Annotated in this window: 23 protein-coding genes, 1 tRNA gene and 1 pseudogene; 24 read left to right on the top strand and 1 reads right to left on the bottom strand. The window is 40.1% G+C overall.

Features of this window, described 5'->3' with window-relative positions:
- A partial coding sequence (locus HC000_RS15175; RefSeq protein ID WP_179808063.1) for an Hsp20 family protein occupies positions 1-444 on the top strand: 444 nt, incomplete at its 5' end.
- Positions 445-523: 79 nt separating this feature from the next.
- Here HC000_RS15175 and HC000_RS15170 read toward each other — a convergent pair.
- On the bottom strand, positions 524-2,077 hold the full coding sequence (locus HC000_RS15170) for a cryptochrome/photolyase family protein (RefSeq protein ID WP_179808062.1): 1,554 nt from the start codon (positions 2,075-2,077) through the stop codon (positions 524-526).
- A gap of 290 nt (positions 2,078-2,367) precedes the next feature.
- On the opposite strand from HC000_RS15170, the gene HC000_RS15165 reads away from it, so the two are divergent.
- From HC000_RS15165 to HC000_RS15055, 23 genes and pseudogenes are all read left to right on the top strand, one after another.
- Positions 2,368-2,444, top strand: a tRNA-Met gene (locus HC000_RS15165).
- A gap of 279 nt (positions 2,445-2,723) precedes the next feature.
- Positions 2,724-3,179, top strand: a complete 456-nt coding sequence (gene rimP / locus HC000_RS15160; RefSeq protein ID WP_041454374.1) for a ribosome maturation factor RimP — start codon at positions 2,724-2,726, stop codon at positions 3,177-3,179.
- Between the two features lie 38 nt (positions 3,180-3,217).
- Positions 3,218-4,717, top strand: coding sequence for a transcription termination factor NusA (nusA, locus tag HC000_RS15155; protein ID WP_179808061.1), 1,500 nt, complete (start codon positions 3,218-3,220; stop codon positions 4,715-4,717).
- Positions 4,718-4,742: 25 nt separating this feature from the next.
- A complete protein-coding gene (infB, locus tag HC000_RS15150) occupies positions 4,743-7,403 on the top strand; it encodes a translation initiation factor IF-2 (RefSeq protein ID WP_011327686.1) in 2,661 nt (886 codons plus the stop codon).
- 109 nt (positions 7,404-7,512) lie between these two features.
- Positions 7,513-7,905: pseudogene (gene rbfA, locus HC000_RS15145) on the top strand (30S ribosome-binding factor RbfA); the annotation flags it as partial.
- A gap of 91 nt (positions 7,906-7,996) precedes the next feature.
- Positions 7,997-8,956 (top strand): tRNA pseudouridine(55) synthase TruB, encoded by a 960-nt coding sequence (gene truB, locus HC000_RS15140; RefSeq protein WP_011327688.1) that lies wholly within the window; start codon positions 7,997-7,999, stop codon positions 8,954-8,956.
- Positions 8,957-9,110: 154 nt separating this feature from the next.
- On the top strand, positions 9,111-9,380 hold the full coding sequence (gene rpsO / locus HC000_RS15135; RefSeq protein WP_179808060.1) for a 30S ribosomal protein S15: 270 nt from the start codon (positions 9,111-9,113) through the stop codon (positions 9,378-9,380).
- A gap of 350 nt (positions 9,381-9,730) precedes the next feature.
- Positions 9,731-11,857 (top strand): polyribonucleotide nucleotidyltransferase, encoded by a 2,127-nt coding sequence (pnp, locus tag HC000_RS15130; protein ID WP_011327690.1) that lies wholly within the window; start codon positions 9,731-9,733, stop codon positions 11,855-11,857.
- A 254-nt stretch (positions 11,858-12,111) separates the two neighbouring features.
- Complete coding sequence (nlpI, locus tag HC000_RS15125) at positions 12,112-12,990, top strand: lipoprotein NlpI (protein WP_011327691.1); 879 nt, start codon at positions 12,112-12,114, stop codon at positions 12,988-12,990.
- Positions 12,977-14,149, top strand: a complete 1,173-nt coding sequence (locus HC000_RS15120) for a hypothetical protein (RefSeq protein WP_218911028.1) — start codon at positions 12,977-12,979, stop codon at positions 14,147-14,149. Before nlpI ends, HC000_RS15120 begins: the two co-directional genes overlap by 14 nt.
- Positions 14,150-14,405: 256 nt before the next feature.
- Positions 14,406-17,198 carry a monovalent cation/H+ antiporter subunit A gene (locus tag HC000_RS15115; protein ID WP_011327693.1) on the top strand — a complete coding sequence of 931 codons (2,793 nt, stop codon included), beginning with the start codon at positions 14,406-14,408 and terminating at the stop codon, positions 17,196-17,198.
- Positions 17,198-17,545 carry a Na+/H+ antiporter subunit C gene (locus HC000_RS15110; protein ID WP_011327694.1) on the top strand — a complete coding sequence of 116 codons (348 nt, stop codon included), beginning with the start codon at positions 17,198-17,200 and terminating at the stop codon, positions 17,543-17,545. The genes HC000_RS15115 and HC000_RS15110 overlap by 1 nt, the downstream gene beginning before the upstream one ends.
- On the top strand, positions 17,542-19,059 hold the full coding sequence (locus HC000_RS15105; RefSeq protein WP_179808058.1) for a monovalent cation/H+ antiporter subunit D: 1,518 nt from the start codon (positions 17,542-17,544) through the stop codon (positions 19,057-19,059). The genes HC000_RS15110 and HC000_RS15105 overlap by 4 nt, the downstream gene beginning before the upstream one ends.
- On the top strand, positions 19,059-19,595 hold the full coding sequence (locus HC000_RS15100; protein WP_058372929.1) for a Na+/H+ antiporter subunit E: 537 nt from the start codon (positions 19,059-19,061) through the stop codon (positions 19,593-19,595). The genes HC000_RS15105 and HC000_RS15100 overlap by 1 nt, the downstream gene beginning before the upstream one ends.
- The gene (locus HC000_RS15095; RefSeq protein ID WP_011327697.1) at positions 19,589-19,858 is read left to right on the top strand and encodes a K+/H+ antiporter subunit F; all 270 of its coding nucleotides are present in this window, start codon (positions 19,589-19,591) and stop codon (positions 19,856-19,858) included. The genes HC000_RS15100 and HC000_RS15095 overlap by 7 nt, the downstream gene beginning before the upstream one ends.
- 9 nt (positions 19,859-19,867) lie before the next feature.
- Positions 19,868-20,197, top strand: coding sequence for a Na+/H+ antiporter subunit G (locus HC000_RS15090; protein WP_011327698.1), 330 nt, complete (start codon positions 19,868-19,870; stop codon positions 20,195-20,197).
- Between the two features lie 184 nt (positions 20,198-20,381).
- Positions 20,382-20,816: a MerR family transcriptional regulator gene (locus tag HC000_RS15085; RefSeq protein WP_179808057.1), complete on the top strand. Its 435-nt coding sequence runs from the start codon at positions 20,382-20,384 to the stop codon at positions 20,814-20,816.
- Positions 20,816-23,062, top strand: coding sequence for a heavy metal translocating P-type ATPase (locus HC000_RS15080; protein WP_086998339.1), 2,247 nt, complete (start codon positions 20,816-20,818; stop codon positions 23,060-23,062). Before HC000_RS15085 ends, HC000_RS15080 begins: the two co-directional genes overlap by 1 nt.
- 30 nt (positions 23,063-23,092) lie before the next feature.
- A complete protein-coding gene (locus HC000_RS15075) occupies positions 23,093-23,446 on the top strand; it encodes a cupredoxin domain-containing protein (protein WP_011327701.1) in 354 nt (117 codons plus the stop codon).
- 72 nt (positions 23,447-23,518) lie between these two features.
- The gene (locus HC000_RS15070) at positions 23,519-23,734 is read left to right on the top strand and encodes a TIGR02450 family Trp-rich protein (protein WP_011327702.1); all 216 of its coding nucleotides are present in this window, start codon (positions 23,519-23,521) and stop codon (positions 23,732-23,734) included.
- A 542-nt stretch (positions 23,735-24,276) separates the two neighbouring features.
- Positions 24,277-24,489 carry an EF-hand domain-containing protein gene (locus HC000_RS15065; protein ID WP_011327703.1) on the top strand — a complete coding sequence of 71 codons (213 nt, stop codon included), beginning with the start codon at positions 24,277-24,279 and terminating at the stop codon, positions 24,487-24,489.
- Between the two features lie 149 nt (positions 24,490-24,638).
- Positions 24,639-24,851 carry a calmodulin gene (locus tag HC000_RS15060; RefSeq protein WP_011327704.1) on the top strand — a complete coding sequence of 71 codons (213 nt, stop codon included), beginning with the start codon at positions 24,639-24,641 and terminating at the stop codon, positions 24,849-24,851.
- Positions 24,852-24,946: 95 nt separating this feature from the next.
- Positions 24,947-25,162, top strand: a complete 216-nt coding sequence (locus HC000_RS15055) for an EF-hand domain-containing protein (RefSeq protein WP_011327705.1) — start codon at positions 24,947-24,949, stop codon at positions 25,160-25,162.
- Positions 25,163-25,350: the final 188 nt, after the last annotated feature.

Genomic DNA, 25,350 nt, shown 5'->3' with positions numbered 1-25,350 from the left:
CGTACAGTAGATTTATCACCCCTTTATCGTTCATTCATCGGTTTCGATCATTTAGCGTCTTTAATGGATGCGGCAGCAAGTTCAGATAAGCAGCCAAGCTTTCCTCCTTACAATATCGAAGCGCTCGATAAAGACAAATACCGAATTACTATGGCAGTTGCTGGTTTTAGCGAAAGCGAGCTGAGCATAGAGTCAGAAAACAACACACTAGTTGTTGCGGGTATTAAAACGGGTAAAGAGCAAGCCAGTGAGCGTAAATTTATTCATCAAGGTATTGCAGAGCGCAACTTTGAGCGTAAATTTCAGCTGGGGGATCACGTAAAAGTACTTGGTGCCGATTTAGCAAATGGCTTATTGAGCATTAACCTTGAACGCGAAATACCAGAAGCACTTAAGCCACGCAAAATTGAAATAGGCAGTGGTAGCCTTATAGAAGGCAAGTAATTTAATAAGCTTAGTTTTTGATTATCCCCGTAAAGCCGCTTTTTAGCGGCTTTTTGCTATCCTGATAAGAAGTTAAAAGTTACAGGCTTGCTATATTATTCAAACAGTAAGTGGCTTGCTGTAATGTACTTTGTTGTAACGTATTCTCTTGTTTATCCCAGTTTTTATACACCATACCAATACGTGGGTTTTTTTCTAACTTTGCTCTGTGCGTGTGCATAAAATGCCAGTAAAGGCTATTAAACGGGCAGGCGTCATCACCCACTTTTTGTTTTACTTTATAGTGGCAGTTTTTGCAGTAGTCGCTCATTTTATTAATATAGTTACCGCTTGCCGCATAGGGTTTGGTGGCAATAATTCCGTCATCAGCAAATTGGCTCATACCCCGAGTATTGGGCATTTCTACCCATTCAATAGCATCTATATAAACGCCCAAATACCAAGCATCAACGTCATCTGGGTTTATAGCCGTTAATAAACAAAAATTACCTATAACCATGAGGCGCTGAATATGATGGGCGTATGCTGTAGTTAAGCTTTCACAGAGCGCATGGTGCATGCAGTTCATTTTAGTTTTAGCATGCCAAAAATACGGCGGTAATGTATTTTTGGCTTTAAGCTGATTTTTAGTTGCGTAATCTGGCATGTTAATCCAGTAAATTGCGCGTACGTACTCTCTCCAGCCCAATATTTGCCTAACAAATCCCTCTACTTGAGCAATAGAAATATCATTAGGACGTTGTTCGTATTGGGCTATTACGCGCTTTATTACAAACAGTGGGTGTATTAACTTTGCATTTAAAGCAAACGATAAGCGGCTATGGTACAAGCTACTGTTATGTTTACTTTGCTCTGTCATTGCATCTTGAAACTGGCCAAAATGAGGCAGTAAATACAAGCAAAAATAATCTAAGCAGCTAATAGCTTGTTTTCGGGTTGTGGGCCAAGGAAGTTGCTCTGCGGCTTTACCAAAGTAGCTAACATTATGTTTATTTAAACGCGCAATTATAGCACTTACATCGTTATTAAATAATTTAGGCGGCGGGATTTGAGCTAAGTCGGCGGCTGAAAATTTATTTCTGTTATTACTATCAAAGTTCCACTTTCCACCGTGTGGTTTGTTGCTATCCATTAATATATTAAATTGTTTGCGCATTGCGCGATAAAAATGCTCCATTGTTATGTGTTTATCTTTTATAAAGCGGTGTTTTATTTCCTCAAAGGGCAGTAAAAAATGCTCGCTGTCAACACCGCTAACCGTTAATGGGCTGGTGTTTGCAAAGTGGGCTAACTGGGTTTTTAATCTATATTCGTCTGGGTATTGGTACTCAATAGTATTGCATTGATGTTGCGCTGCTATACGGGTAAGCAATGCGGGTAAATCTTCATCATTACAGGTTTCGTTTAATGTTAAATGCAGTACATTAAATCCGGCTTGGTTTAATGCTGTTGCAAAGTTTTCCATAGCGCAAAAAAATGCACAGATTTTTTGAATATGGTGCTTAACATAGCTGGTTTCTTGTTTTAGCTCTGCAATAACATACAAGGTATTGGTTTTTTTATCTTTATACCATGAGTGAGCAGGGTTGAGCTGATCGCCCAAAATGAGTCTAAGAGTATTAAAGTGTGTCATGCCTAAGCCAAATAAATTTAATACGCAAAATTATTACATCAAGATCGCTTACTTTATAAAAATATAGATTTAAAAATTCCTAAATTTGGATAATAAGTGCAAAAATTAACAAAATTAAATAATTACGCGTTAAATTATAAACACGCTATTTGGTGTCACTTTTTTTATAAACTTATTACTTATTATGGTTGCTAATTACGGCGTACATACTTATAATACCTGCCATTGTTTAGTATGTTGAAAGATATTACTAACAGCGATATTAAATTATTAAGTTTAGTATCTATTGGCGCGGGATGGAGCAGTCTGGTAGCTCGTCGGGCTCATAACCCGAAGGTCGTCGGTTCAAATCCGGCTCCCGCAACCAATCATAATAGTGGGTTTAATCTTACTAATTTATATCGCGCATTCTAAGTAATGCGCGTTTTGCGTTTAAGCTACTGTAGTTTAATTTAGTCAGATTTTTGACTCGCAACCAAGCTTGGCCCTAGGCCACACAGTTTTGTGCTTTTTGGTGTGACGCCCCGCTTGGTTCGGGGCGTTGTTGTATCTGCACTGTTTGATTTGTGACATGGTGATCAAATCAAAATTTAAACTCAATATTTTAGGGCTATAAGCCCTTTTTTTGTTTGTATGGAGGATTTTCGTGACAAAACTTGAACAAGATTTAGTAGCTATGTTAACGCCAGCGGTAGAAATGTTAGGTTTTGAATTACATGGTCTTGAGTTTGTACAAGCGGGTCGCCATTCTACCTTAAGAGTTTATATTACTCATGAGGCTGGGATCTCAGTTGATAATTGTGCAGATGCGAGTCGCCAAATAAGTGCGATTTTAGATGTCGAAGACCCAATTACAAATGAATATGATTTGGAAGTATCGTCTCCTGGTGTTGATCGTCTATTATTCAAACAAGATCACTACGAGCAGGCGCAAGGAGAGGAAGTACAATTACGTACTAAACTTCCACAAGACGGTCGTCGTAATTTTAAAGGCGATTTAATAGCAGTTACTAGCGATATGATTACACTATCTAGTGATGGTACAGAGCATTTAATTATGCTTAGCAACATTGAGCGTGCGAACATAATTGCAAAGTTTTAATTCGAGCGCAAAGGAATAGGGCAAGCGAGGCATAACCCATGGCAAAAGAGATATTATTGGTTGCTGAAGCCGTCTCCAATGAGAAAGCGGTTCCAAAAGAAAAGATTTTTGAAGCTTTAGAGTTCGCTCTAGCAACAGCAACAAAGAAAAAGCACGGTGGTGACATCGACGTACGTGTAGCAATTGACCGTAAAACAGGTGACTACGATACTTACCGTCGCTGGCAGATTGCTGCAGTATTAGAAGATGGGTCTTTAGAGAACCCATACAGCGAAATTACCCTAGAAGCAGCGCAAGTTGAAGAACCTGACTTGCAAATGGGTGACTTCGTTGAAGAGCAAATTGACTCAATTAAATTTGACCGTATTACAACCCAAATGGCTAAGCAAGTTATCGTACAAAAAGTACGTGAAGCTGAGCGTGCTTTAGTTGTAGAAGAATACAAAAGTAAAGAAGGTGAGTTAGTAACGGGTGTGGTTAAAAAAGCCACTCGTGACGCGATCGTTCTTGATTTAGGTAATAATGCTGAAGCGGTAATTTACCGTGACGACATGCTACCGCGTGAAAACTTCCGCCCAGGCGATCGTATTCGTGGTCTTCTATACGAAGTTAAGCCAGAAGCACGTGGCGCACAATTATTTGTAACGCGTTCTAAGCCTGAAATGCTAATGGAATTGTTCCGCATTGAGGTGCCAGAAATCGGCGAAGAAATGATTGAATTACGTGCCGCTGCACGTGATCCAGGTTCGCGCGCTAAAATTGCGGTTAAGTCTAACGACAAACGTATTGACCCAATTGGTGCTTGTGTAGGTATGCGTGGCGCACGTGTTCAAGCTGTATCGTCAGAACTTGGCGGTGAGCGCGTTGATATCGTACTTTACGATGACAACCCAGCACAATTTGTTATTAACGCAATGGCACCTGCAGAAGTAGCTTCAATCGTAATGGATGAAGATACACACTCAATGGATATCGCTGTAGAAGCTGATAACCTAGCACAAGCTATTGGTCGTAATGGTCAAAACGTTCGTTTAGCTAGCCAATTAACTGGCTGGGAACTAAACGTAATGACTGTTGAAGACATGCGTAGCAAAAACGAAGCTGAGTCAGATAAGTTACTTAATTTATTTACTGAAAATTTAGATATTGATGATGAATTCGCTTCATTATTAATTAACGAAGGTTTCTCGTCACTTGAAGAAGTTGCGTATGTACCGGCATCTGAATTTTTAGAAATTGATGGCTTAGATGAAGAAACGGTTGATCTATTGCGCTCACGTGCAAAAGACGCATTAACCACTAAAGCACTTAAAACGGAAGAAAGCTTAGATGGCGCAGAGCCAGCTGAAGACTTACTTGCGCTTGAAGGCTTAGAACGTCATTTAGCATTTGTTATGGCAAGCAAAGGTGTAATTACACTTGAAGACTTAGCTGAGCAAGGTATTGATGAATTAGTGGATATTACAGAACTATCACCTGAAAAAGCAGGTGAACTGATTATGGCTGCACGTAACATTTGTTGGTTTGCAGACGAGTAATTTATTAACGGAGGTATTAGAGACTATGGCAGAAGTAAATGTTGAAAAACTAGCCGGTGATATAGGTACAACTGTTGATAAATTGCTACAGCAGTTTTCACAAGCCGGTATTACCAAGCAAGCAGGCGAAAGCGTAACCGAAGCTGAAAAAGCGACGTTACTTGATCACTTAAGCAAGCAGCATGGCGGCACAGGTTCAGATGGCCCAGCGCGTATGACATTGCAACGTAAGAGCAAAAGCACATTAAGTGTGACTGGCTCAACGGGCAAAGCAAAGTCTGTTCAAGTTGAAGTTCGCAAAACACGTACCTACGTGAAGAAAAGCGCAATGGAGCAAGAGCAAGAAGAGCTACGCCTAGCCGCTGAAGAAAAACTGCGCCTTGAAGAGCAGCAAAAAGCTGCACAAGAAGCCGCAGAATTGAAAGCGAAACAAGAGGCAGAACGTAAAGCGAAAGAAGACGCTGATCGTAAAGCTAAAGAAGAAGCTAAACGCAAAGCTGATGCAGAGCGTAAAGCGAAACAAAAGCAGATGACCCCAGAGCAAAGTGCTAAGTCTGAGAAAGATCGCATCGAAGCTGAGCGTCTGCAAAAAGAAGCAGAAGAGGCCGCATTGAAGAAAGCTGAAGAAGAAGCGAAACGTCAAGCAGAAGAAGCAAGAAAGCTAGCTGAAGAGAACTCAGCACGCTGGAAGAAAGAAGAAGAAGAGCGTAAGAAGCGTGAAGAAACATCTGATCACCACCTTACAACTTCTACTTACGCACGTGAAGCAGAAGATGTTGCTGATGCTCGTGATGAGCAAGGCACACGCCGTGCGAAGAAAAAGAAAAAAGCGCCAGCAAAAGATAAATTTGCAGCGTCTAAAGGCCGTAATAAAGGCAAGTTAAAAGCACCTACATCGCTACAGCATGGTTTTACAAAACCAACTGCTGATGTTAAAAATGAAGTGCGTATTAGCGAAACAATTACAGTTGCAGAGCTTGCGTCGCGCATGGCTGTTAAAGGCGCTGAAGTTGTAAAAACAATGATGAAAATGGGCGACATGGTTACTATTAACCAAGTGATTGACCAAGAAGCTGCACAACTTGTTGCAGAAGAAATGGGCCACAAAGTTATCATTGTTAAAGAAAACGAATTAGAGCAAAAAGTACTAAACGATCGTCATGAAGATGGTAAGTCTGAGCCACGTGCACCAGTTGTAACTGTTATGGGTCACGTTGACCATGGTAAAACATCTACACTTGATTACATTCGTTCAGCTAAAGTAGCCTCAGGCGAAGCCGGTGGTATTACACAGCACATTGGTGCATACCATGTTGATGTTAATGGCAATATGATCACTTTCTTAGATACTCCGGGTCACGCCGCATTTACTTCAATGCGTGCTCGTGGTGCTCAAGCGACTGATATCGTAATCTTAGTGGTTGCAGCTGATGATGGTGTTATGCCACAAACTAAAGAAGCGGTACAGCATGCACGTGCTGCTGGCGTTCCTTTAATCATTGCTGTAAACAAAATGGATAAAGAAGGCGTAGACCCAGATCGCGTTAAGAACGAGCTAGCTCAGCTTGACGTTATTCCTGAAGAATGGGGCGGCGATACGCAGTACGTTCATATCTCTGCAAAAACAGGTTTAGGTATTGATGAGCTTTTAGAAGCGGTATTAAACCAATCTGAACTACTAGAACTTACGGCTCCAACTGTTGGTATGGCTGCAGGTGTTGTTATTGAATCACGCTTAGATAAAGGCCGTGGTCCAGTTGCATCGATACTTGTTCAATCGGGTACGCTTAACCAAGGTGACATTGTATTATGTGGTCTTGAGTATGGTCGTATTCGTGCAATGCGCGATGAAAACGGAAAAGACATTAAGTCTGCGGGTCCTTCTATTCCTGTAGAAATTTTAGGTCTTTCTGGTATTCCGGCTGCAGGCGACGAAGCAACTGTAGTTAAAGATGAGCGTAAAGCACGTGAAGTTGCTTTATATCGTCAAGGTAAATTCCGTGATGTTAAACTAGCGCGTCAACAAAAAGCTAAGCTTGAAAACATGTTTAGTCATATGACTGAAGGCGATGTGTCTGAAGTTAACGTGGTGCTTAAAGCTGACGTTCAAGGTTCAATCGAAGCAATCTCTGATTCACTAACTAAACTCTCTACTGATGAAGTGAAAGTGAAGATTGTAGGTTCAGGTGTTGGTGGTATTACCGAAACTGATGCAACACTTGCTGCAGCGTCTAACGCAATTGTGGTTGGCTTTAACGTTCGTGCAGATGCTTCTGCTCGTAAAGTAATTGAGTCTGAAAACTTAGACTTGCGTTACTACAGCGTAATCTACAGCTTGATTGACGAAGTTAAACAAGCAATGTCGGGTATGTTGGCACCAGAATTTAAGCAAGAGATTATTGGTCTTGCTCAGGTTCGTGACGTGTTTAAGTCTCCAAAAATTGGCGCAATTGCTGGTTGTATGGTTACTGAAGGTGTTATTAAACGTAGCGCTCCAATTCGTGTACTTCGTGATAACGTGGTTATCTACGAAGGTGAACTTGAGTCACTTCGTCGCTTTAAAGACGATGTTGCTGATGTTCGTAACGGCATGGAATGTGGTATCGGCGTTAAGAACTACAATGACGTTCGTGTTGGCGACCAAATTGAAGTATTTGAAACAGTTGAAATACAACGTACTCTTTAATTGTTAGCTAGCTAGACTAATAAATGGGGGCTTAGCCCCCATTTGTGTATCCATTATTTAATTAACTTATTATTATATTCCAATAGGTTATGATTTTAGGACAAATGCAATGAGAGAATTTTCTCGTACAGATCGTGTTGCTCAGCAAATTCAAAAAGAAATTGCGGTAATTTTACAACGCGAAATAAAAGATCCACGCTTAGGTATGGTGACAGTGTCAGCGGTAGAAGTATCGCGCGATTTATCTTATGCGAAAATATTCATTACGGTATTTAATACGCAAGATGATAATGCAGCGAAGCAAAGTGCAAACGTACTTAACGAAGCGACCGGTTATATCCGCTCGTTACTAGGTAAGCGTATTCGTGCACGTATTATGCCTGAGTTAAAGTTTTTAGTTGATAACTCACTAATGGAAGGTATGCGTATATCTAACTTAGTTGATTCCATTATTCGCGAAGACAACGCTAAACATGTTGCAGATGAAACAGATGTTGAAGACAGCACTGATCATGAAGATGACGTAACTAACAGCGAAGATGAGACTAAGCACGTAGATATTGATACAGATAGCGAAGAAGGCACTAATACAGATGGCAAAGCGCAGTAAAGGCCGTCCAGTTGACGGTATTTTGTTGTTAAACAAACCAATTGGCATTTCATCAAATAAAGCACTACAGCAAACAAAAGGTGTGTACTTTGCACAAAAGGCGGGGCACACAGGTGCGCTAGATCCATTGGCAACAGGTATGCTGCCTATTTGCTTTGGTGAGGCAACCAAGTTTACACAGTTTTTACTCGATACAGACAAAACCTATGTGGTACGCGCTAAATTAGGCGAGAGAACAACGACATCAGATTCTGATGGTGAAATTGTTAGCACTAAAGATGTAAATGTAACGCGTGAACAACTGATTAAAGAAATTGCCGCTTTTGTTGGTGAGTCAGATCAGTACCCGTCAATGTACTCGGCGCTTAAGTATCAAGGTAGGCCTTTATATAAGTATGCACGCGAGGGTATTGAAGTACCACGTAAATGCAGAAAAATAAACGTGTTTAGCTTAACGTTTGACGAATTTGATGAAGTGAATAACGTAATACAAATGACGGCGCATGTATCTAAAGGCACCTACATTCGTACTATTGTTGACGACTTAGGTGAAAAGCTAGGTTGTGGCGCACACGTTGTTATGCTGCACCGCACTGCGGTTGGTCAATATCCTGCAGAAAAAATGGTGTCGCTAGATGAAATTGAAGCGTTATTAGCAAAAGCTAAAGACGAAGAAGTTGCACCTTCTACTTATTTAGACGCGTTGTTATTGCCACTCGATACAGCTTTAGTTGATTTACCGGTTGTTGAGATAAGTAAAGAGCAGGGCAGTATTTTTAGTCACGGCCAAGCAATAGACCTTGATATAGATTTGCCTGAAGGCGCAATTAAGGTTGTAGCTGACGGTATTTTTATTGGCACAGGCGAGCGTAATGCCAGCGGCCATTTAAAAGTTAAACGTGGCTTGGCCAGCCAACAAGATGATTATGTAAAACCCGAATAAATAGTTGCTTTAAATATTTTCAGCAGCTTATTTATATTGATGGGATAATTAACTTGTAGTTATTTGTACAATTGGTAGAATACGCCCGCTTAATCGTTTTGGCTGAATTAGTGATCGGCTAAAGCACCTTTTAAATTTAATTTTTGGAGTTATTATGTCACTAAGCAATCAAGAAAAAATCGATATCGTTGCTAAATTCGCACGTGCTGAAGGCGACACTGGTTCACCTGAAGTACAAGTAGCATTACTTACTTTTGATATCAACAAGCTTCAAGGTCACTTTGCTGATCACAAGCATGACTTCCATTCACGTCGTGGTCTGCTTCGCAAAGTTAGCCAACGTCGTAAATTGCTTGATTACCTTAAAGGTAAAGACATCACGCGTTATACTGCGTTAATCAAAGAACTTGGCCTACGTCGCTAAGCACTTGATTATCAAAAAAGGAGCTTTTTAGCTCCTTTTTTTGTGCCTAAAATTCAGCACGACGTTTTATAAACACCTTAAATTATAAAATAAAACCTCTATTTAATAGGTAAGCAAAGGTCGTCATTTTTAGCCTTCATAAGGCTTAGCTTTTATCTAATAGCTAGACTCGCATTCTAACGGCGCTTTGGTATATACTATGCGCGTAGCTAAAAAGGTTTAGTTACGTTTATTTACGTCATCGCCAATTGTAGTACTTAATTGATTTTAAAATAAATACAATTATGTACTGTAATTGGTACTTAGATGACAACTTAAAAACATTTTAAAACATTTAAGGAATATTTTAAGTGCAAGCAATTATTAAAGAATTTCAACTAGGTCAACACACAGTGACACTAGAAACTGGTGCAATCGCTCGTCAAGCAGACGGCGCTGTACTTGCAAGCATTGGCGACACTTCAGTACTTGTTACTGTTGTTGGTAAACGTGAAGCGCAACCTGGCCAAGACTTTTTCCCACTAACAGTTAACTACCAAGAGCGTATGTACGCTGCTGGTCGTATCCCTGGTGGTTTCTTAAAGCGCGAAGGTCGTCCTAACGATGGCGAAACACTTATTGCACGTCTTATTGACCGTCCAATTCGTCCACTTTTCCCAAGTGGTTTTGTAAACGAAGTACAAGTTATTGCTACTGTTGTTTCTGTTAACCCTGAAATTCAACCTGATATGGTTGCGTTAATTGGTACTTCAGCTGCACTTGCTATCTCTGGTATTCCGTTCAGTGGTCCAATTGGTGCTACTCGCGTTGGTTACATCGACGGCGAATACGTACTTAACCCAACACTAAAAGAGCTAGAAGAAAGCAAGCTAGACTTAGTTGTTGCTGGTACTGATAACGCAGTATTAATGGTTGAGTCAGAAGCAGACGTACTTGCAGAAGACATTATGCTAGGTGCGGTTGTTTATGGTCATGAGCAAGCTCAAGCGATCATTACAGCAATTAAAGAATTTAAAGCAGAAGCAGGCAAGCCTACTTGGGATTGGACTGCACCAGCTAAAAACGTATCACTTGAAGAGAAAGTAGCGTCTATTGCTGCTGATAAAGTGGGCGAAGCTTACCGCATTACAGATAAAGTAGCGCGTAAAGAAGCACTTGGCGTAGCTAAAGATGAAGTTGTTGCTGTATTAACAAGCGAACTTGCTGAAGGCGAGTCTTTAGATAAGCAAGAAATTGGTAAAATCTTCGGTTCACTTGAGAAGAAAATCGTTCGTGGCCGTATCGCTGCTGGCGAAAAGCGTATCGATGGTCGTGAACCAGATATGATTCGTGCACTTGACGTAATGACTGGCGTATTACCGCGTACTCACGGTTCTGCTATCTTTACTCGTGGCGAAACTCAAGCACTTGTAACAGCTACACTTGGTACAGAGCGTGATTCACAGTTAATCGACGATTTAACTGGCACGCACAAAAACCACTTTATGCTTAACTACAACTTCCCTCCATTTTGTGTAGGCGAAACTGGTTTTGTTGGTTCTCCTAAGCGTCGTGAAATCGGCCATGGTAACCTTGCTAAGCGTGGTATTGCAGCAGTAATGCCAACATTGACTGAATTCCCATATTCAATCCGTGTAGTATCTGAAATCACTGAATCAAACGGTTCATCTTCAATGGCTTCTGTGTGTGGTACTTCACTTGCACTTATGAATGCTGGTGTACCAATTAAAGCGTCTGTTGCGGGTATCGCAATGGGTCTAGTTAAAGAAGACGATAAGTTTGTTGTTCTTTCTGACATCTTAGGTGATGAAGATCACTTAGGCGACATGGACTTTAAAGTTGCGGGTACTGCTGGCGGTATTACAGCACTACAAATGGACATTAAGATTGAAGGTATCACTCAAGAAATCATGCAAATTGCGCTTAAACAAGCAAAAGCTGCACGTTTACATATCTTAGAAGTGATGGACAAAGCAATTTCTGCACCGTCTGAAGAGCTTTCTCAGTTTGCTCCACGTATTTATACTATGAAGATCCCACAGAAGAAAATCGCTGAAGTTATTGGTAAAGGTGGCGCAACAATTCGTCAACTTACTGAAGAAACTGGCACAACGATTGAAATCGGTGATGATGGCACAATCAAAATTGCAGCAACTGACGGCGAAAGCGCAGCAAATGCAATTAGCCGCATTGAGCAATTAACTGCTGAGCTTGAAGTAGGTACTATTTACGAAGGTAAAGTTGTACGTATTGTTGATTTTGGTGCGTTTGTAAATATTCTTCCTGGTAAAGATGGTCTAGTACATATTTCGCAAATTAGTACTGAGCGTGTTAATAACGTGACTGATCACCTTTCTGAAGGTCAAGAAGTTAAAGTTAAAGTACTAGAAGTAGACCGCCAAGGCCGTGTACGTCTAAGTATTAAAGAAGCAATGGAATCTGCAGCACCTGCAGCTGATGCGCCAACTGACGCATAATTGCTAATACTTAATCCGGTTATATTTACTGGATAACATAAAAAGGGGCTGTTTAGCCCCTTTTTTTATGCTTTAATGAAACTAACTGCTTATAGCAATTGAATTTAAAGTTAATTATTTTAAGCGCTTAAGTTGAATGGATATCATTATTTTAAAGCGTTAAATAATTTATTAGCTAAACGCAGTTAATATGAACCTTACTAGACATCGCATGTCTTATTTATTTGCTACTTACCTTGGTATTAAGGATTTTAATGACACTCAAACATTTAGCCTTGGCATCTTTTACTATTTTGTCTTTAAGCGCGTGCCAAAGCACTTCAAAAGCTGAGTCAATGCCGATTGTTAATGTGCCTTTTACTGCGCCTCTCGCCTCTGATTTTAGAAGTGAAATTGCAATTGCACGTTATTCAGAGCTACTAAATAGAGTAGATCTAAGCCCTGAGCAACAAGCAAAACTTTATTATGATCGGGGTGTATTATTTGACAGTTTAGGCATGACCACGTTGTCGCGAATTGACTTTAATCGTGCTGTTAAATTAAAACCAGATTTAGCCGAGGTGTATAATTTTTTAGGTATTCAACATACCTTAATGCAGCAGTATGAAAAAGCCTATGAACTTTTTGATTCAGCCCTTGAGCTTAACGAAGAACATGAATATGCGTATTTAAATCGTGGTATTGCACTGTACTATGGCGACAGAGCAGAGCTTGCACAAAACGATTTTAATGAGTTTTTAGCGCGCTCTCCAAACGATCCTTACCGTGTGTTATGGCTTTTTTTAGCGCAAGCACAGGATGATAAAGTTAAAGCACTTAGTGTGCTTAAAACCAATGCTAAAGCACTTGATGAATCGCAATGGGCGTATCAGTTAATTGCGCTTTACCTGGGCGATATTAGCGAACATGATTTTTTATCTGTTATTAGTGATGGGGTTAAATCAGAGCAAGAATACGCACAGCGATTATGCGAGGCTTACTTTTATTTGGCAAAATCGCATCAAGCAGCAGGTAATATTAATTTAGCCGCTGATTATTTTAAGCTGGCACTGGCTACCAACGTGCATGAGTTTATTGAATATAAATATGCGCGATTAGAACTTGAGCTGATGACAGGTGTTGACGAAAGCTAAGCGTTATAAACTAGCGGTAGTATTACTGTGTAGCCTATTAATTAGTGGCTCGAGTAATCATGCTAACAGTATTGGCTTTTGGCAGGTTTTAAATGCCAAGGCCAATATAATACAAAGTTATTGGCTATTTCCTGATTATTTTTCTCTGCATTTACAGCAACTCCCTGATATTGCGCTCGCTTCATTAGCGCGAAATAAAATACCTGCCGCGCAATATAGATATTCACTTAAATTATTAAAAAATAACCATACCGATACTGCAAAGTTATTTTGGCAAAAAAACACCCATACTATGAGTGAGTCAAAACGCCAAGCATTAGCGATGGAGTTATTAGCTCAATCTCAATGGGGCGATCTTAAATTATTGGCAAAGCAGGGGTTATTGCCTGAGGGAGATGCATTAAATCATCTTAAACTGCAAACAACTCAGCCTTATAGCAGCCTGCCCACAGCGTTTATGCAGCGCCTTGGTTTTTTATCATTGAGTTCAGAGGTTAAAGCGGATGAACAATGTTTGTTTAACGTGTTAATGATGAGCGATCACCGTAGCGGGTTATATAAGCTCGCTAAACTTATAAAGCAATACAATAAGCGCCCTGAGCCCAGTGCTGGGGTTTTTTGTTTATCACAACCGATTTATGTTGGCGGTGCTATTAATTGTAGTAGTGCAGCAAATAAAATGGCGCAGTGCGATTGGCAAACCGCTAGGCTAAAAAAACAGCTTCCTACTGATTTTGACTTTATAGTAATGATGCCCAAGCAGGGAAGTGCAAATGTGCGCAGTGGCATTATGCAATTAAATTCAAAAGCAGGTTACCAAGTGTTTTTACATGAATTAATGCACTTTAATGGTTTTGAGGATGAATACGCGCTACCAAAAATGAAGCAAGTTTGGCTGTGTGCACAAAGTGGTTTTGTGGCACCTAATTTGTTTTTAGCAAATAGCGAAGCTACCCCACCAGTAGGTTGGTATAAAAGCCAGAGCTGCCAGCAAGGGGCCGTGGCTTATAAGCCCAGTGAAGCTTGGTCTATTATGCAATATCAGCAGTTAGCTCTCTCAGCGCAATACAGAGCGTTGTGGCAAGCACACATAAATACCCATTTTACAGTATTTCCTCGTTTTAACTCCTTCATGGAACGCTCAATAACGCCACGCTAAATTTTAAAGTCTTTACTCTAAGGCGTATGAAAAGCGAACATAGTTGATATTGTTGCATTAATTTATATATAAATTTGCTTGATAATTATGCAGCTAGAGGCGCTTTCTATAGACAAAAACGGCGTTTATCAGTATAACTATACGTATTAATGCTGTTAAAAAAGCAGACCACAAAAGCTAATGCCCAAGTCACTTTGGTAATTAACTATAACGAATAGCGTATTGATAAATTTATGATTTTAAAAGGTCCTTTACTATGACTTTGCTCTGGATACCCCTGCTATCCTTAATTGGCAGTGTTATTTCTGCATTTACAGGCAAACTAACGCGAAACCAAGCGACAAGCTTAACTATGCTTGCACCATTAATCGCACTTTGCATAACTCTATATCATGCGCCTGCGGTACTTGCCGGTGAAACTATTCGCTTTAGTGCTGCTTGGATCCCAAGTTTAGGGCTCGATTTCTCCCTGCGCTTAGACGGTCTAAGTTTACTGTTTATATTTATGATTTTGGGCATAGGCTTATTGGTTATTTTATATTCTCGTTATTATTTAAGTAATAACGACTCAATGGCAAAGCTATATAGCTACTTAATGTTATTTATGACAGCAATGCTTGGCATTGTTATGTCTAATAATGTTATTCAGCTATGGGTGTTTTGGGAATTAACCAGTATAAGTTCGTTTTTATTAATTAGTTATTGGTGGCATAAGTCAGAGGCGCGCAAGGGCGCACGTATGGCGCTTACAGTTACCGGAGCCGGTGGTTTAGCGCTGCTTGGTGGGTTACTGATAATTGGCGACATTGTTGGCAGTTATAACCTAGACATAATTTTAGCCAGCAGAGCAATTATTCAATCGCACGATCTATATGAGCTTGCACTGGTTTTAGTGTTATTAGGTGCATTTACTAAATCGGCCCAATTTCCGTTTCATTTTTGGCTACCTCATGCCATGGCAGCGCCAACACCTGTGAGCGCCTATTTACATTCGGCGACCATGGTTAAAGCGGGTATCTTTTTGTTAGCGCGTTTTTATCCGGCCTTAGCGGGCACCGAAATGTGGTTTATATTAGTTGCCTTAACAGGTTTAATTACTTTGTTATTTGGCGCATACGTGGCTTTATTTAAGCATGATTTAAAAGGTTTATTAGCGTATTCAACGATAAGTCATTTAGGTTTAATTACGCTATTGCTTGGCCTAGATACCGAACTTGCTACTGTTGCCGCTATTTTTCATATTATTAATCACGCCACCTTTAAAGCGTCACTGTTTATGGCCACTGGTATTATTGACCATGAAACAGGTACGCGCGATATGCGTAAACTCAATGGTATGTGGCGCTTTATGCCCTACACAGCAACGCTTGCTATGGTTGCCGCTGCAGCAATGGCGGGTGTCCCTTTGCTTAATGGCTTTATTTCAAAAGAAATGTTTTTTGCCGAAACACTGCATCAGCAAGTACTTGGCTCTATGTCGTGGTTAATCCCAGTTTTAGCAACCATTGCGGGGGCATTTGCCGTGGCTTATTCGGCGCGCTTTATCCACGATGTGTTTTTTAATGGCGACCCAATAGATTTACCGCGTACGCCACACGAGCCGCCTCGTTATATGCGCGTACCCATCGAAATATTAGTGGTGTTGTGTTTACTTGTTGGCATGTTTCCGCACTTTGTAGTTGATGGTATTTTATCGGCAGCCTCATTAGCAGTACTGGGCAAAGCAATGCCAGAGTATCAGCTGAGCATTTGGCATGGCTTTAATTTACCGTTATTAATGAGTGCCATGGCAGTTGCTGGCGGCTTATTTATTTATGTTAACCGTAAACACCTGTTTCAATTTCAAGCGTCTTTACCGCCGCTAAACGCTAAAAAAATGTTTGATCATTTAGTACAATGCGTTATTGATTGGAGCCAAGATAAAATAAACAAAACAGAAAATGGCTCACTGCAACGTTATGTATTTATTATGTTGGGCGTTATTTTATTAGCTGCTGGTTGGCCGTTATTCGAAATGCAAAAATTAGCGGGAAGTGTGCCAAATACACCGGTTGATTTACACAACGGCATAGGTGCTAGCTTGTTAATTGTAGGTGCCATTGCCACAGTGATAAGCCATAGATCGCGTATGGTCGCTTTGTTAATGGTATCTATTGTGGGATTAATGGTAGCTGTGGTGTTTACCCGCTTTTCGGCACCAGACTTAGCCTTAACGCAATTAACGGTAGAAGTGGCAACAATAATACTACTTATGTTGGCATTGTTTTTCTTACCGCAAAGCACCCCAAGAGAATCAAGCTCATTGCGTATATTACGTGATTTAAGTATTGCCTCGACAGTGGGCGTTGTTATAGCCAGTATTTGTTACGCTTTGCTTACTCGTCCGCTTGATTCTATTTCTGACTTTTTTATTGCCAATGCCAAAACCGGTGGTGGCGGTACCAATGTAGTTAACGTTATTTTAGTTGATTTTAGGGGCTTTGATACGCTGGGCGAAATTACCGTATTAGGTATTGCAGCACTAGGGATTTTTAAGCTTTTATCGCGAATTCCATTGTTTATGCCTGCAACCGACAGTGATGGCCGTTCATGGGCACGCGAGCGCCACCCTATTTTATTAGCCAGTATTTCGCAAAGCTTACTCCCGCTTGCACTGTTAGTGTCGGCTTATATTTTCTTACGTGGTCATAATTTGCCGGGCGGCGGCTTCATTGCCGGGCTTGTTACTTCTATTGCCTTTATTTTGCAGTATATGGCACATGGCTCTACTTGGATCAGTGAGCGCTTTGATGTTAATTACCGAAAAATTATTGCCTCGGGTATCGCTATTGCTATGTTCACGGGTGTGGGTAGCTGGTTTTTTGATAAGCCATTTTTAACCACGTGGTTTGACTATTTTGACATTCCATTTATTGGTAAAACAGAGTTAGCAAGTGCCATTGTATTTGACCTTGGTGTGTACTTAACCGTAGTGGGTGCCACATTGATGATATTAGCAAGCTTAGGTGATATGACCACAAGTGCAGAGCAAAAAGAAGGTGATGTTTAATGGAGTTATTATACGCGTCGTGCGTGGGTGTATTAATTAGTTGCGGTGTGTTTTTACTGCTAAGAGCACGTACTTTTCCAGTTGTGCTTGGTCTAACTATGATTTCTTACGCAGTTAACTTGTTTTTATTTTCATCGGGTCGACTAACCACAAATAAAGCTGTTGTATTAGGTACAGGTGCAGATTACGCCGATCCACTGCCGCAAGCTTTAGTGTTAACAGCCATTGTAATTGGTTTTGCAATGACCGCCTTTGTGGTTATATTAGCAATACGTGGCCGTGCAGATTTAGGTAATGACCATGTTGATGGTCACCTTGTTAAAAGTAAGTACAAGGTGAAAAAATGATTCAGCATTTAACATCGCTTCCTGTATTGCTGCCTATGCTAGCAGCTATTATTTTACTATTACCACCGTGTGGTAAAAACTTATTTGCCCGTCGTTTGGCTTCAGGCGTAATGGCCATTATTACATTTGTAGTGAGTGTTTTATTACTGATAACCGTACACAACGAAGGTATTAACGTATACGCAATAGGTAACTGGTCAGCACCATTTGGTATTGTACTTGTTGCAGATATGCTCTCTAGCTTGTTGGTAACACTTACTTCATTTTTAGGCGTAATGGTTGTGCTGTACGGATGTGCAGGCGATGATGAACACGGCAGTTTTTTTCATCCACTAATTCACTTTTTAATTTTAGGTGTAAATGGTGCATTTTTAACTGGCGATTTATTTAACGTATTTGTATTTTTTGAAGTGCTGCTTATTGCCTCTTATGCCTTGCTTATGCACGGTGGTGGCAAGCAAAAAACTAAAGCTGCATTGCACTATGTTATTTTAAACTTAGTAGGTTCGAGTGCGTTTTTAATTGGTTTAGGTATTTTATACGGTGTACTAGGCACGCTAAATATTGCCGATATGGCGCAAAAAATATCTTTACTTACTGGCGACGATGTTTATTTAGCTAAAGCCGGTGGACTATTGTTATTAGTAGTATTTGCTTTAAAAAGTGCGTTGTTGCCACTACATTTATGGTTACCAAATACCTATTCAAGTGCCGCCCCAGTTGTTGCTGCGCTATTTGCGATTATGACCAAAGTTGGTGTGTACGCCATGCTACGCGTTTATACCGTTATGTTTGGTGAGCAAGCTGGCGAACTTGAACACATGGCGCAAACTTGGTTATGGGGCTTAGCAATTGCAACGATAGTTGTAGGGGCCATAGGGGTATTAGCCGCTCAGGATTTACGTAAGATCACTGCCAATTTAGTACTGGTGTCGGTGGGTACTTTGGTGGCTTTAGTGTCGTTACAAAACATAAACGCTACGGCGGCCTTGCTATATTATTTAGTACACTCAACTTTGGTATGTGCTGCTTTATTTTTACTCGCCGATATAATTTCTATTCAACGCGGTAAAGTTGGCGACAGATTGGTAGCAGGTAGAGTGGTAAAACAGCCGTTTTTATTAGGTACGTTATTTATTATTGCAGCATTAACTGTAATAGGCATGCCGCCATTTTCAGGCTTTGTAGGCAAAATTTGGATTTTAAAAACAACACTTAATAGTGAAAATGCATTGGTGTTTTGGCCTGCTTACTTAATTACCAGTTTAGTGTTAATTATTGCACTAGCACGCGCAGGAACTAGTTTGTTTTGGGAAGGTAAGTACACAGGTAGTGAGCCAAATGACGCACCAAACGCGCATCCATTGCAAGTAATTTCTATTGTGGGGTTACTTATTAGCTCAGTAATGCTAGTTGTTTTTGGTGGTGCTATTAGTGAGTACACCATAAAGGCCGCAACCCAATTACACGACATAAGTGGTGGTATTAATGCTGTGCTTAAAGGAGGTGTTTAATGCGACTAAAAGCACGTTTTAGATTATTACCTACGCCATTTCGTAGTGTGTTTTTGTTTATAGTTTGGCTGTTATTAAATAATAGTGTGTCTGCAGGGCACTTGGTATTAGCGGCTATATTCGCGATTATTATTCCATTATTTACTATATCGTTTCGCGATCCTCAGCCGCTAATTTTAAGGCCCGGATTAGCCTTTAAACAGGTTTTTATTGTACTGTACGATATTATAGTGGCTAATTTACAAGTGGCTGTATTAATACTTGGGCCAAGTAAAAACATGCGCCCAGCATTTGTTAAAGTACCCGTAGATTTAACTCATGAAATGCCGATTACTATTTTGGCAAGCTGCGTGTCACTCACCCCAGGCACTGTGAGCGCTGAGGTATATCCTATTTTAGAATCACTTAATAAAGGTGAGCAACCAACACAGCGTTATTTGCTTATTCATGTACTTGATCTTAAAGACGAGCAAGCACTTATTAAACAAATAAAAGAGCGTTATGAGGCTCCCTTAAAGGAGATATTTCAATGTTAGAAACCGTATTATTAATTGTATTTAGCATGATTGGATTAGCGCTATTGTTAAATTTATGGCGTTTGGTAATTGGTCCATCGGTTCCCGATCGTATTTTAGCGCTCGATACTATGTATATAAACGTGATTGCGCTGATTATTTTATACAGTATAAGTATGAGCACGGGGTTGTACTTTGAAGCGGCTTTATTAATTGCAATGCTAGGCTTTATAAGCACAGTAGCATTATGTAAGTATTTACTTCGCGGCGATATAATCGAATAAGGTATAGCAATGATCAGTGAATGGATAGTATCAATATTATTATTACTAGGTGGCGTGTTTATTTTAATTGGCTCAATAGGATTAGTTAAACTGCCTGATTTTTTTATGCGCTTACATGGCCCAACTAAAGCAACTACCCTAGGTATGGCGAACATTTTAACCGCCGCTATGGTGTACTTTGCAAATACCGAACATGGCGTGAGTGTTAAAGAAGTACTTATTACTATATTTTTATTAATTACCGCACCGATTAGTGGGTATATGTTAATTAAAGCAGCCATTCATCATAAGCTCAAACCAAAAGATGGCACCAAAGGGCTTGATAATATTGAAGATTAATATTATTTATAAATGCATTTAGCGTGTAACTACCCTAGATATATTTAACTACAATAAAGCCGGATAAAGTTAATTTATTCGGCTTTGTTGTTTTTAAAGTATTTAAGTTGACCTATGTGTGACACATAGGTTTACACTACAGGTATGAATTTAGCTTTAAACTATGAATTATCACGGAGGAGCTATGTACGTTAAACAACTTGCCAATAAAATGAGCGTTACACCCGACACTATTCGCCATTACACGCGAATGCAGTTGCTCAAACCAGTCCGTAGTGTAAGTAACGGTTATCAAGAATATACAAAAACTGATCAACAGCGTTTAAAGTTTATAATCAATGCTCGTCAGTTGGGCTTTTCTGTTAAAGATATTCAGCACATTATTACTGAGTCGGAGCAAGGAAACTGCCCATGCCCATTAACACGAAAACTAATAGTTAAACGCTTAGCCGAAACCGAAGCTCTTTTTCAAGAAACGCTTAAGCTGCGCACACGAATGCAAGCGGCAGTTAAGCAGTGGCAAAGTTCTCCCGATGGCGCAACTAGCGCTGATATATGTAGTTTAATAGAGTCATTTGTTGACCCCATTAGCACTGAAGAAAATAACCCGGAGGCGTAATGAGTAATAATATTAACAGCAGCTCACAAAACTTTATTATTGAAGGGGCTAATTGTGGCAGCTGCGTAGCAAAAATAGAAAAAGCGCTAAAAACAGTATCGGGTGCACAGCGAGTAGAAATGAACTTTGCACAACGCACCGTACAAGTGGAAGGGCAAGCGGATGAAGCGGCGCTTATTGCAGCGGTAGAAAACATTGGCTATAAAGCAAAGCCCATGAGTAATGACTCAGAGCAAGATGCGCTCGATGAAAAAGCCAAAGCCGATGACGCGCATTATAAAAAATTAATGCGCAATATGATATTAGCGTTAGGCGTAGGTGCACCATTAATGCTTTATGGGCTTATTTTCGATATGAACGTAATAACCACGACTCAACGTATAGCTTGGTTTATTGTGGGTTTAGCCACGTTGGCAGTGATGGCCGTAGCCGGTAAGCAATTTTACAATGGCGCATGGCAAGCATTTAAAAACCATGCCGCCAATATGGATACGCTTATAGCGCTGGGAACCGGTACTGCTTGGTTATATTCTATGGTAGTCGTTATTACCCCTAACCTACTACCAGAGGTGGCAAGGCATGTGTACTTTGAAGCCTCAGCAATGATCATTGGTTTAATAAGCTTAGGCCTAGCATTAGAAGTAAAAGCACGCGGGCGCACCTCTGAGGCTATAAAGCGTTTAATAGGGCTGCAACCAAAAACAGCACGTGTTATTCGCGACGGGCAAGAGCGCGATATTGATATTAGCGACGTAGTAAAAAGTGATCAGGTACGAGTGCGCCCGGGCGAAAAAATATCAGTAGATGGCGAAGTGCTTGAAGGCAGTAGTAGTGTTGACGAATCAATGCTAACGGGTGAGCCTATGCCGGTTACTAAACAAATAGGCGATACGGTAGTCGCTGGTAGTATTAATAAAACCGGAACATTATTATTCAAAGCGACCCATATAGGCAGCGAAACAACACTCGCCAATATTATTAATATGGTAAAGCGGGCACAAAACTCAAAGCCGTCAATTGGTCGTTTAGCAGATGTTATTTCGGGTATTTTTGTTCCCACGGTAATGATAATAGCAATACTTGCTGGGCTTGCCTGGTTAAACTTTGGCCCTGAGCCAGCAATTGCTTATGCGGTAGTTGCTGTCACTACAGTGCTTATTATTGCTTGTCCGTGTGCGCTTGGTTTAGCAACGCCAATGTCGGTAATGGTGGGCATAGGTAAAGCTGCTGAGTCGGGAATACTGATCCGCAACGGTGAGGCACTACAAGTAACTTCTAAAATTACCACCATGATTTTAGATAAAACCGGCACCATTACCCAAGGATCGCCAACGGTAACCGATGTTATTACCTTTAATAACAGCGATGAAAACACAGTAATGCAGCACGTTGCTAGCCTAGAGAGTAGTTCAGAGCATCCATTAGCCGAGGCCATAATAAGTTATGCTAAAGCGCTAAACTTAACGCTGAGTAAAGTAACTGACTTTGATGCACTTACCGGTAAAGGAGTAATAGGGACACTTGATGGACAAACGCTGTTGTTTGGTAATAAGGCCTTAATGGATAAATACCATGTTGCAATTGACGATGCGTACGAGCAGGCACAAACATTGGCAAGTGAAGCAAAAACCCCAATGTATTTTGCAGTTAATCAACAGCTACAGGCTATTATTGCTGTAGCAGATCCTATTAAAGCAGACTCAGCTGCAGCAATTAAGCGGTTGCAAAATAAAGGCATTCACTTAGTCATGCTCACAGGTGATAACCAAGCAACAGCGCAAGCAGTTGCTAAAAAAGTAGGAATAAAGGACTTTATTGCAGAAGTACTCCCTGACGACAAAGTAAATGAAGTTATAAAACGCCAAGCAAAGGGCGAAATAGTGGGTATGACGGGCGATGGCATTAACGATGCACCGGCACTAGCACAAGCCGATGTTGGCTTTGCGATTGGCACAGGCACTGATATAGCCATAGAAAGTGGCGACATAACCCTAATGCGCGGATCGTTACACGGCCTTGCAGATGCAATTGCAGTAAGTAGCGCGACCATTTTAAATATTAAGCAAAATCTATTTGGTGCCTTTATTTATAATGTGGCGGGTATTCCAATTGCTGCTGGGTTGTTATATCCATTTTTTGGATTATTGCTTAACCCAGTAGTAGCAGGGGCTGCTATGGCACTATCATCGCTAACGGTTGTTAGTAACGCCAATAGATTACGCTTTTTTAAACCAGCAAAATCATAAGCCAAAGCCTTTAATTTAGGAGTAATAATTATGTTGATGATTAATATATTAGGCGCATTACTCATAATTGCGATTGTGTACTGGTTTTGGCTTTTTAAGCCAAAGCAAGTGCAAAGTAACGACAATAAGGTAGTTATAGTGGTTGATAACGGTATATACCAGCCGGCGCAAATTAAAGTTGTTGCAGGTAAAGAGTTAACACTTAACTTCGATCGCCAAGATAGTGCACCATGCAGCGAAACAGTCATATTTCCACAGCTTGATATAAGTAAAACCCTCGTAATGGGCGATGCTAATACCTTAAAAATACCCGAGCTTAAAGTAGGTGAGTACGACTTTCACTGCCAAATGCAAATGTATAAAGGTAAGCTAATAGTGCAGTAATAGTTGAGCTAAACGTATTGTTAGCGCGTATTGGCTTATCATATTTACAGCTTGGTTGGACTTTGCAATTTTATGAATAAACTAAACCCTAAAAAGTTACTTAATAGTAAGTGGACTGCAGTACCTGCAATCAATAAAGAAAAACACTTTATTATTATAGAGGTTGAGTACGATGAGGATAGCAACGTGATTGCGTGCGTTACTGAAGCAATAATTTCAAAAAGCCAATACCCAATTAGTTGGCGAGATTTAAAAAACGCACAAAATTGGTTACAAGGCTGGAAATAACAACTAATTCCACTTCTCGTAAAAATAATAAAGCCGCTGCATTAAGATTATGTAGCGGTTTTTTGTTTCAATTCACTGCTAATCACCTGCATTCGCCAAATGGCGACAAAAATTATCATTTACTTTAAAACACTTCATAAATGCTGAATAAATAAAATTAATTATAAAAAGCTATTAAATTTCAATGCTTTATTATTTGTTTTTTTATTTAATAATTTATAAAAAGTAAATTGTTCATGGTGGGTTTATTACAAAATCAACTTAAAGCAGCCAGTAGTGGCTTATTTGCGCTGTGTTGTGTCTTTTTTATTAAAGTTAACCTTATGATTTTTAAGCTTTAATTATTTAACATCAAACAGCTGTTGCTAAAAAGCAACAAAAAATCATTATAAAACACCCTCAAACGGCTTAAATAAGTATAAGTAACTGTTTTTATTGTGATTTAAAAACATGGCACCGAAGTTGTAATACCTAAGCTGTATTGAGCAAAACAAGATTAAAGTTAAACAGCTTAAATCATAACCCAATGAAGGAATTACATTATGAAAACATTTAAATCAACACTGGTACTAATGGCTTTAGCTTCTTCATCAGCGGCTTTTGCAGCAACAGATTTTGACACACTCGATGTAGATGGTAATGGTGCAATTAGCCAAGCAGAAGCGTCGGTAGATGCAGAGCTTATGAGTAAATTTACTGAGCTTGATACTGACCAAAATGGTGAGTTATCTAAAGAAGAATTTTCTAAGGCATAAGCCTTAAGCCCTACAACACAATTAATATTCTGAGTTGCCAAAGACAACCTAAATAGGCAAGGGAGCCTTTGATAAAGAATAATAAGGAAATTCAAGTGTTCACGGGAAAGTTAATACATTTATATTACATAGACTTGAAGGATTAAATTATGAAAAAGTTACAATCAACACTGGTTTTAATGGCATTAGCGTCTTCATCTGCAGTATTTGCAGGCACCGACTTTGAAACACTTGATGTAGATAGCAGTGGCACAATTAGCCAAGCCGAAGCGTCGGTTGCCGCTGAGTTAATGGAGCAATTTGCAGAGCTTGACGTTGATGGCAACGGTGAGCTTTCTAAAGAAGAATTTGCTGAGTATTAATTTTCAGCACATTAATTTACAGAATATGGATTTTTGAAAAGGATTTTCACTTTATTATTTTTTATTAAACAGGCTTTAAGCTTAAGGATAACACAATGAAAACATTACATAAGACATTAGCACTAATCGCACTAGCATCATCTTCAGCGGCATTTGCAGCAGTAGACTTCGACTCATTTGATACAGATGGCGACGGCGTTATTAGCCAAACAGAAGCGCAGGCAAACCCGCAGCTTGCACAAATATTTGATGAATTAGATGCAGATGGTAATGGTGAACTTTCTAAAGAAGAGTTTGCAGCAGTTCAATAATGCTACCCATTTCTAACTAAATAATGATAATACGTACTAAAAAGCAGCCAATTGGCTGCTTTTTTGTTTGCCCAGCGAAGCTGGCAAACCCGATAGGCTGAAAGATGCCTTGGAAGATAATCTGAATGGCAAGGGCGTCACTGGCCAACGGTGGGGTCTGAAGGAAGCCATAAGAAGTTAGAGGTACA

Source organism: Pseudoalteromonas sp. MIP2626 (assembly GCF_013414205.1).
Classification (GTDB): domain Bacteria; phylum Pseudomonadota; class Gammaproteobacteria; order Enterobacterales; family Alteromonadaceae; genus Pseudoalteromonas; species Pseudoalteromonas nigrifaciens.
This window is presented reverse-complemented; position numbering and strand designations above follow the sequence as displayed.

Excerpts from the sequence above, each read along its gene's own strand:
- HC000_RS15170 (WP_179808062.1), bottom strand. The coding sequence starts at position 2,077 with ATGACACACTTTAATACTCTTAGACTCATTTTGGGCGATCAGCTCAAC.
- nusA (WP_179808061.1), top strand. The coding sequence starts at position 3,218 with ATGGCAAAAGAGATATTATTGGTTGCTGAAGCCGTCTCCAATGAGAAA.
- infB (WP_011327686.1), top strand. The coding sequence starts at position 4,743 with ATGGCAGAAGTAAATGTTGAAAAACTAGCCGGTGATATAGGTACAACT.
- truB (WP_011327688.1), top strand. The coding sequence starts at position 7,997 with ATGGCAAAGCGCAGTAAAGGCCGTCCAGTTGACGGTATTTTGTTGTTA.
- rpsO (WP_179808060.1), top strand. The coding sequence starts at position 9,111 with ATGTCACTAAGCAATCAAGAAAAAATCGATATCGTTGCTAAATTCGCA.
- nlpI (WP_011327691.1), top strand. The coding sequence starts at position 12,112 with ATGACACTCAAACATTTAGCCTTGGCATCTTTTACTATTTTGTCTTTA.
- HC000_RS15115 (WP_011327693.1), top strand. The coding sequence starts at position 14,406 with ATGACTTTGCTCTGGATACCCCTGCTATCCTTAATTGGCAGTGTTATT.
- HC000_RS15110 (WP_011327694.1), top strand. The coding sequence starts at position 17,198 with ATGGAGTTATTATACGCGTCGTGCGTGGGTGTATTAATTAGTTGCGGT.
- HC000_RS15105 (WP_179808058.1), top strand. The coding sequence starts at position 17,542 with ATGATTCAGCATTTAACATCGCTTCCTGTATTGCTGCCTATGCTAGCA.
- HC000_RS15100 (WP_058372929.1), top strand. The coding sequence starts at position 19,059 with ATGCGACTAAAAGCACGTTTTAGATTATTACCTACGCCATTTCGTAGT.
- HC000_RS15095 (WP_011327697.1), top strand. The coding sequence starts at position 19,589 with ATGTTAGAAACCGTATTATTAATTGTATTTAGCATGATTGGATTAGCG.
- HC000_RS15090 (WP_011327698.1), top strand. The coding sequence starts at position 19,868 with ATGATCAGTGAATGGATAGTATCAATATTATTATTACTAGGTGGCGTG.
- HC000_RS15085 (WP_179808057.1), top strand. The coding sequence starts at position 20,382 with ATGTACGTTAAACAACTTGCCAATAAAATGAGCGTTACACCCGACACT.
- HC000_RS15080 (WP_086998339.1), top strand. The coding sequence starts at position 20,816 with ATGAGTAATAATATTAACAGCAGCTCACAAAACTTTATTATTGAAGGG.
- HC000_RS15075 (WP_011327701.1), top strand. The coding sequence starts at position 23,093 with ATGTTGATGATTAATATATTAGGCGCATTACTCATAATTGCGATTGTG.
- HC000_RS15070 (WP_011327702.1), top strand. The coding sequence starts at position 23,519 with ATGAATAAACTAAACCCTAAAAAGTTACTTAATAGTAAGTGGACTGCA.
- HC000_RS15065 (WP_011327703.1), top strand. The coding sequence starts at position 24,277 with ATGAAAACATTTAAATCAACACTGGTACTAATGGCTTTAGCTTCTTCA.
- HC000_RS15060 (WP_011327704.1), top strand. The coding sequence starts at position 24,639 with ATGAAAAAGTTACAATCAACACTGGTTTTAATGGCATTAGCGTCTTCA.
- HC000_RS15055 (WP_011327705.1), top strand. The coding sequence starts at position 24,947 with ATGAAAACATTACATAAGACATTAGCACTAATCGCACTAGCATCATCT.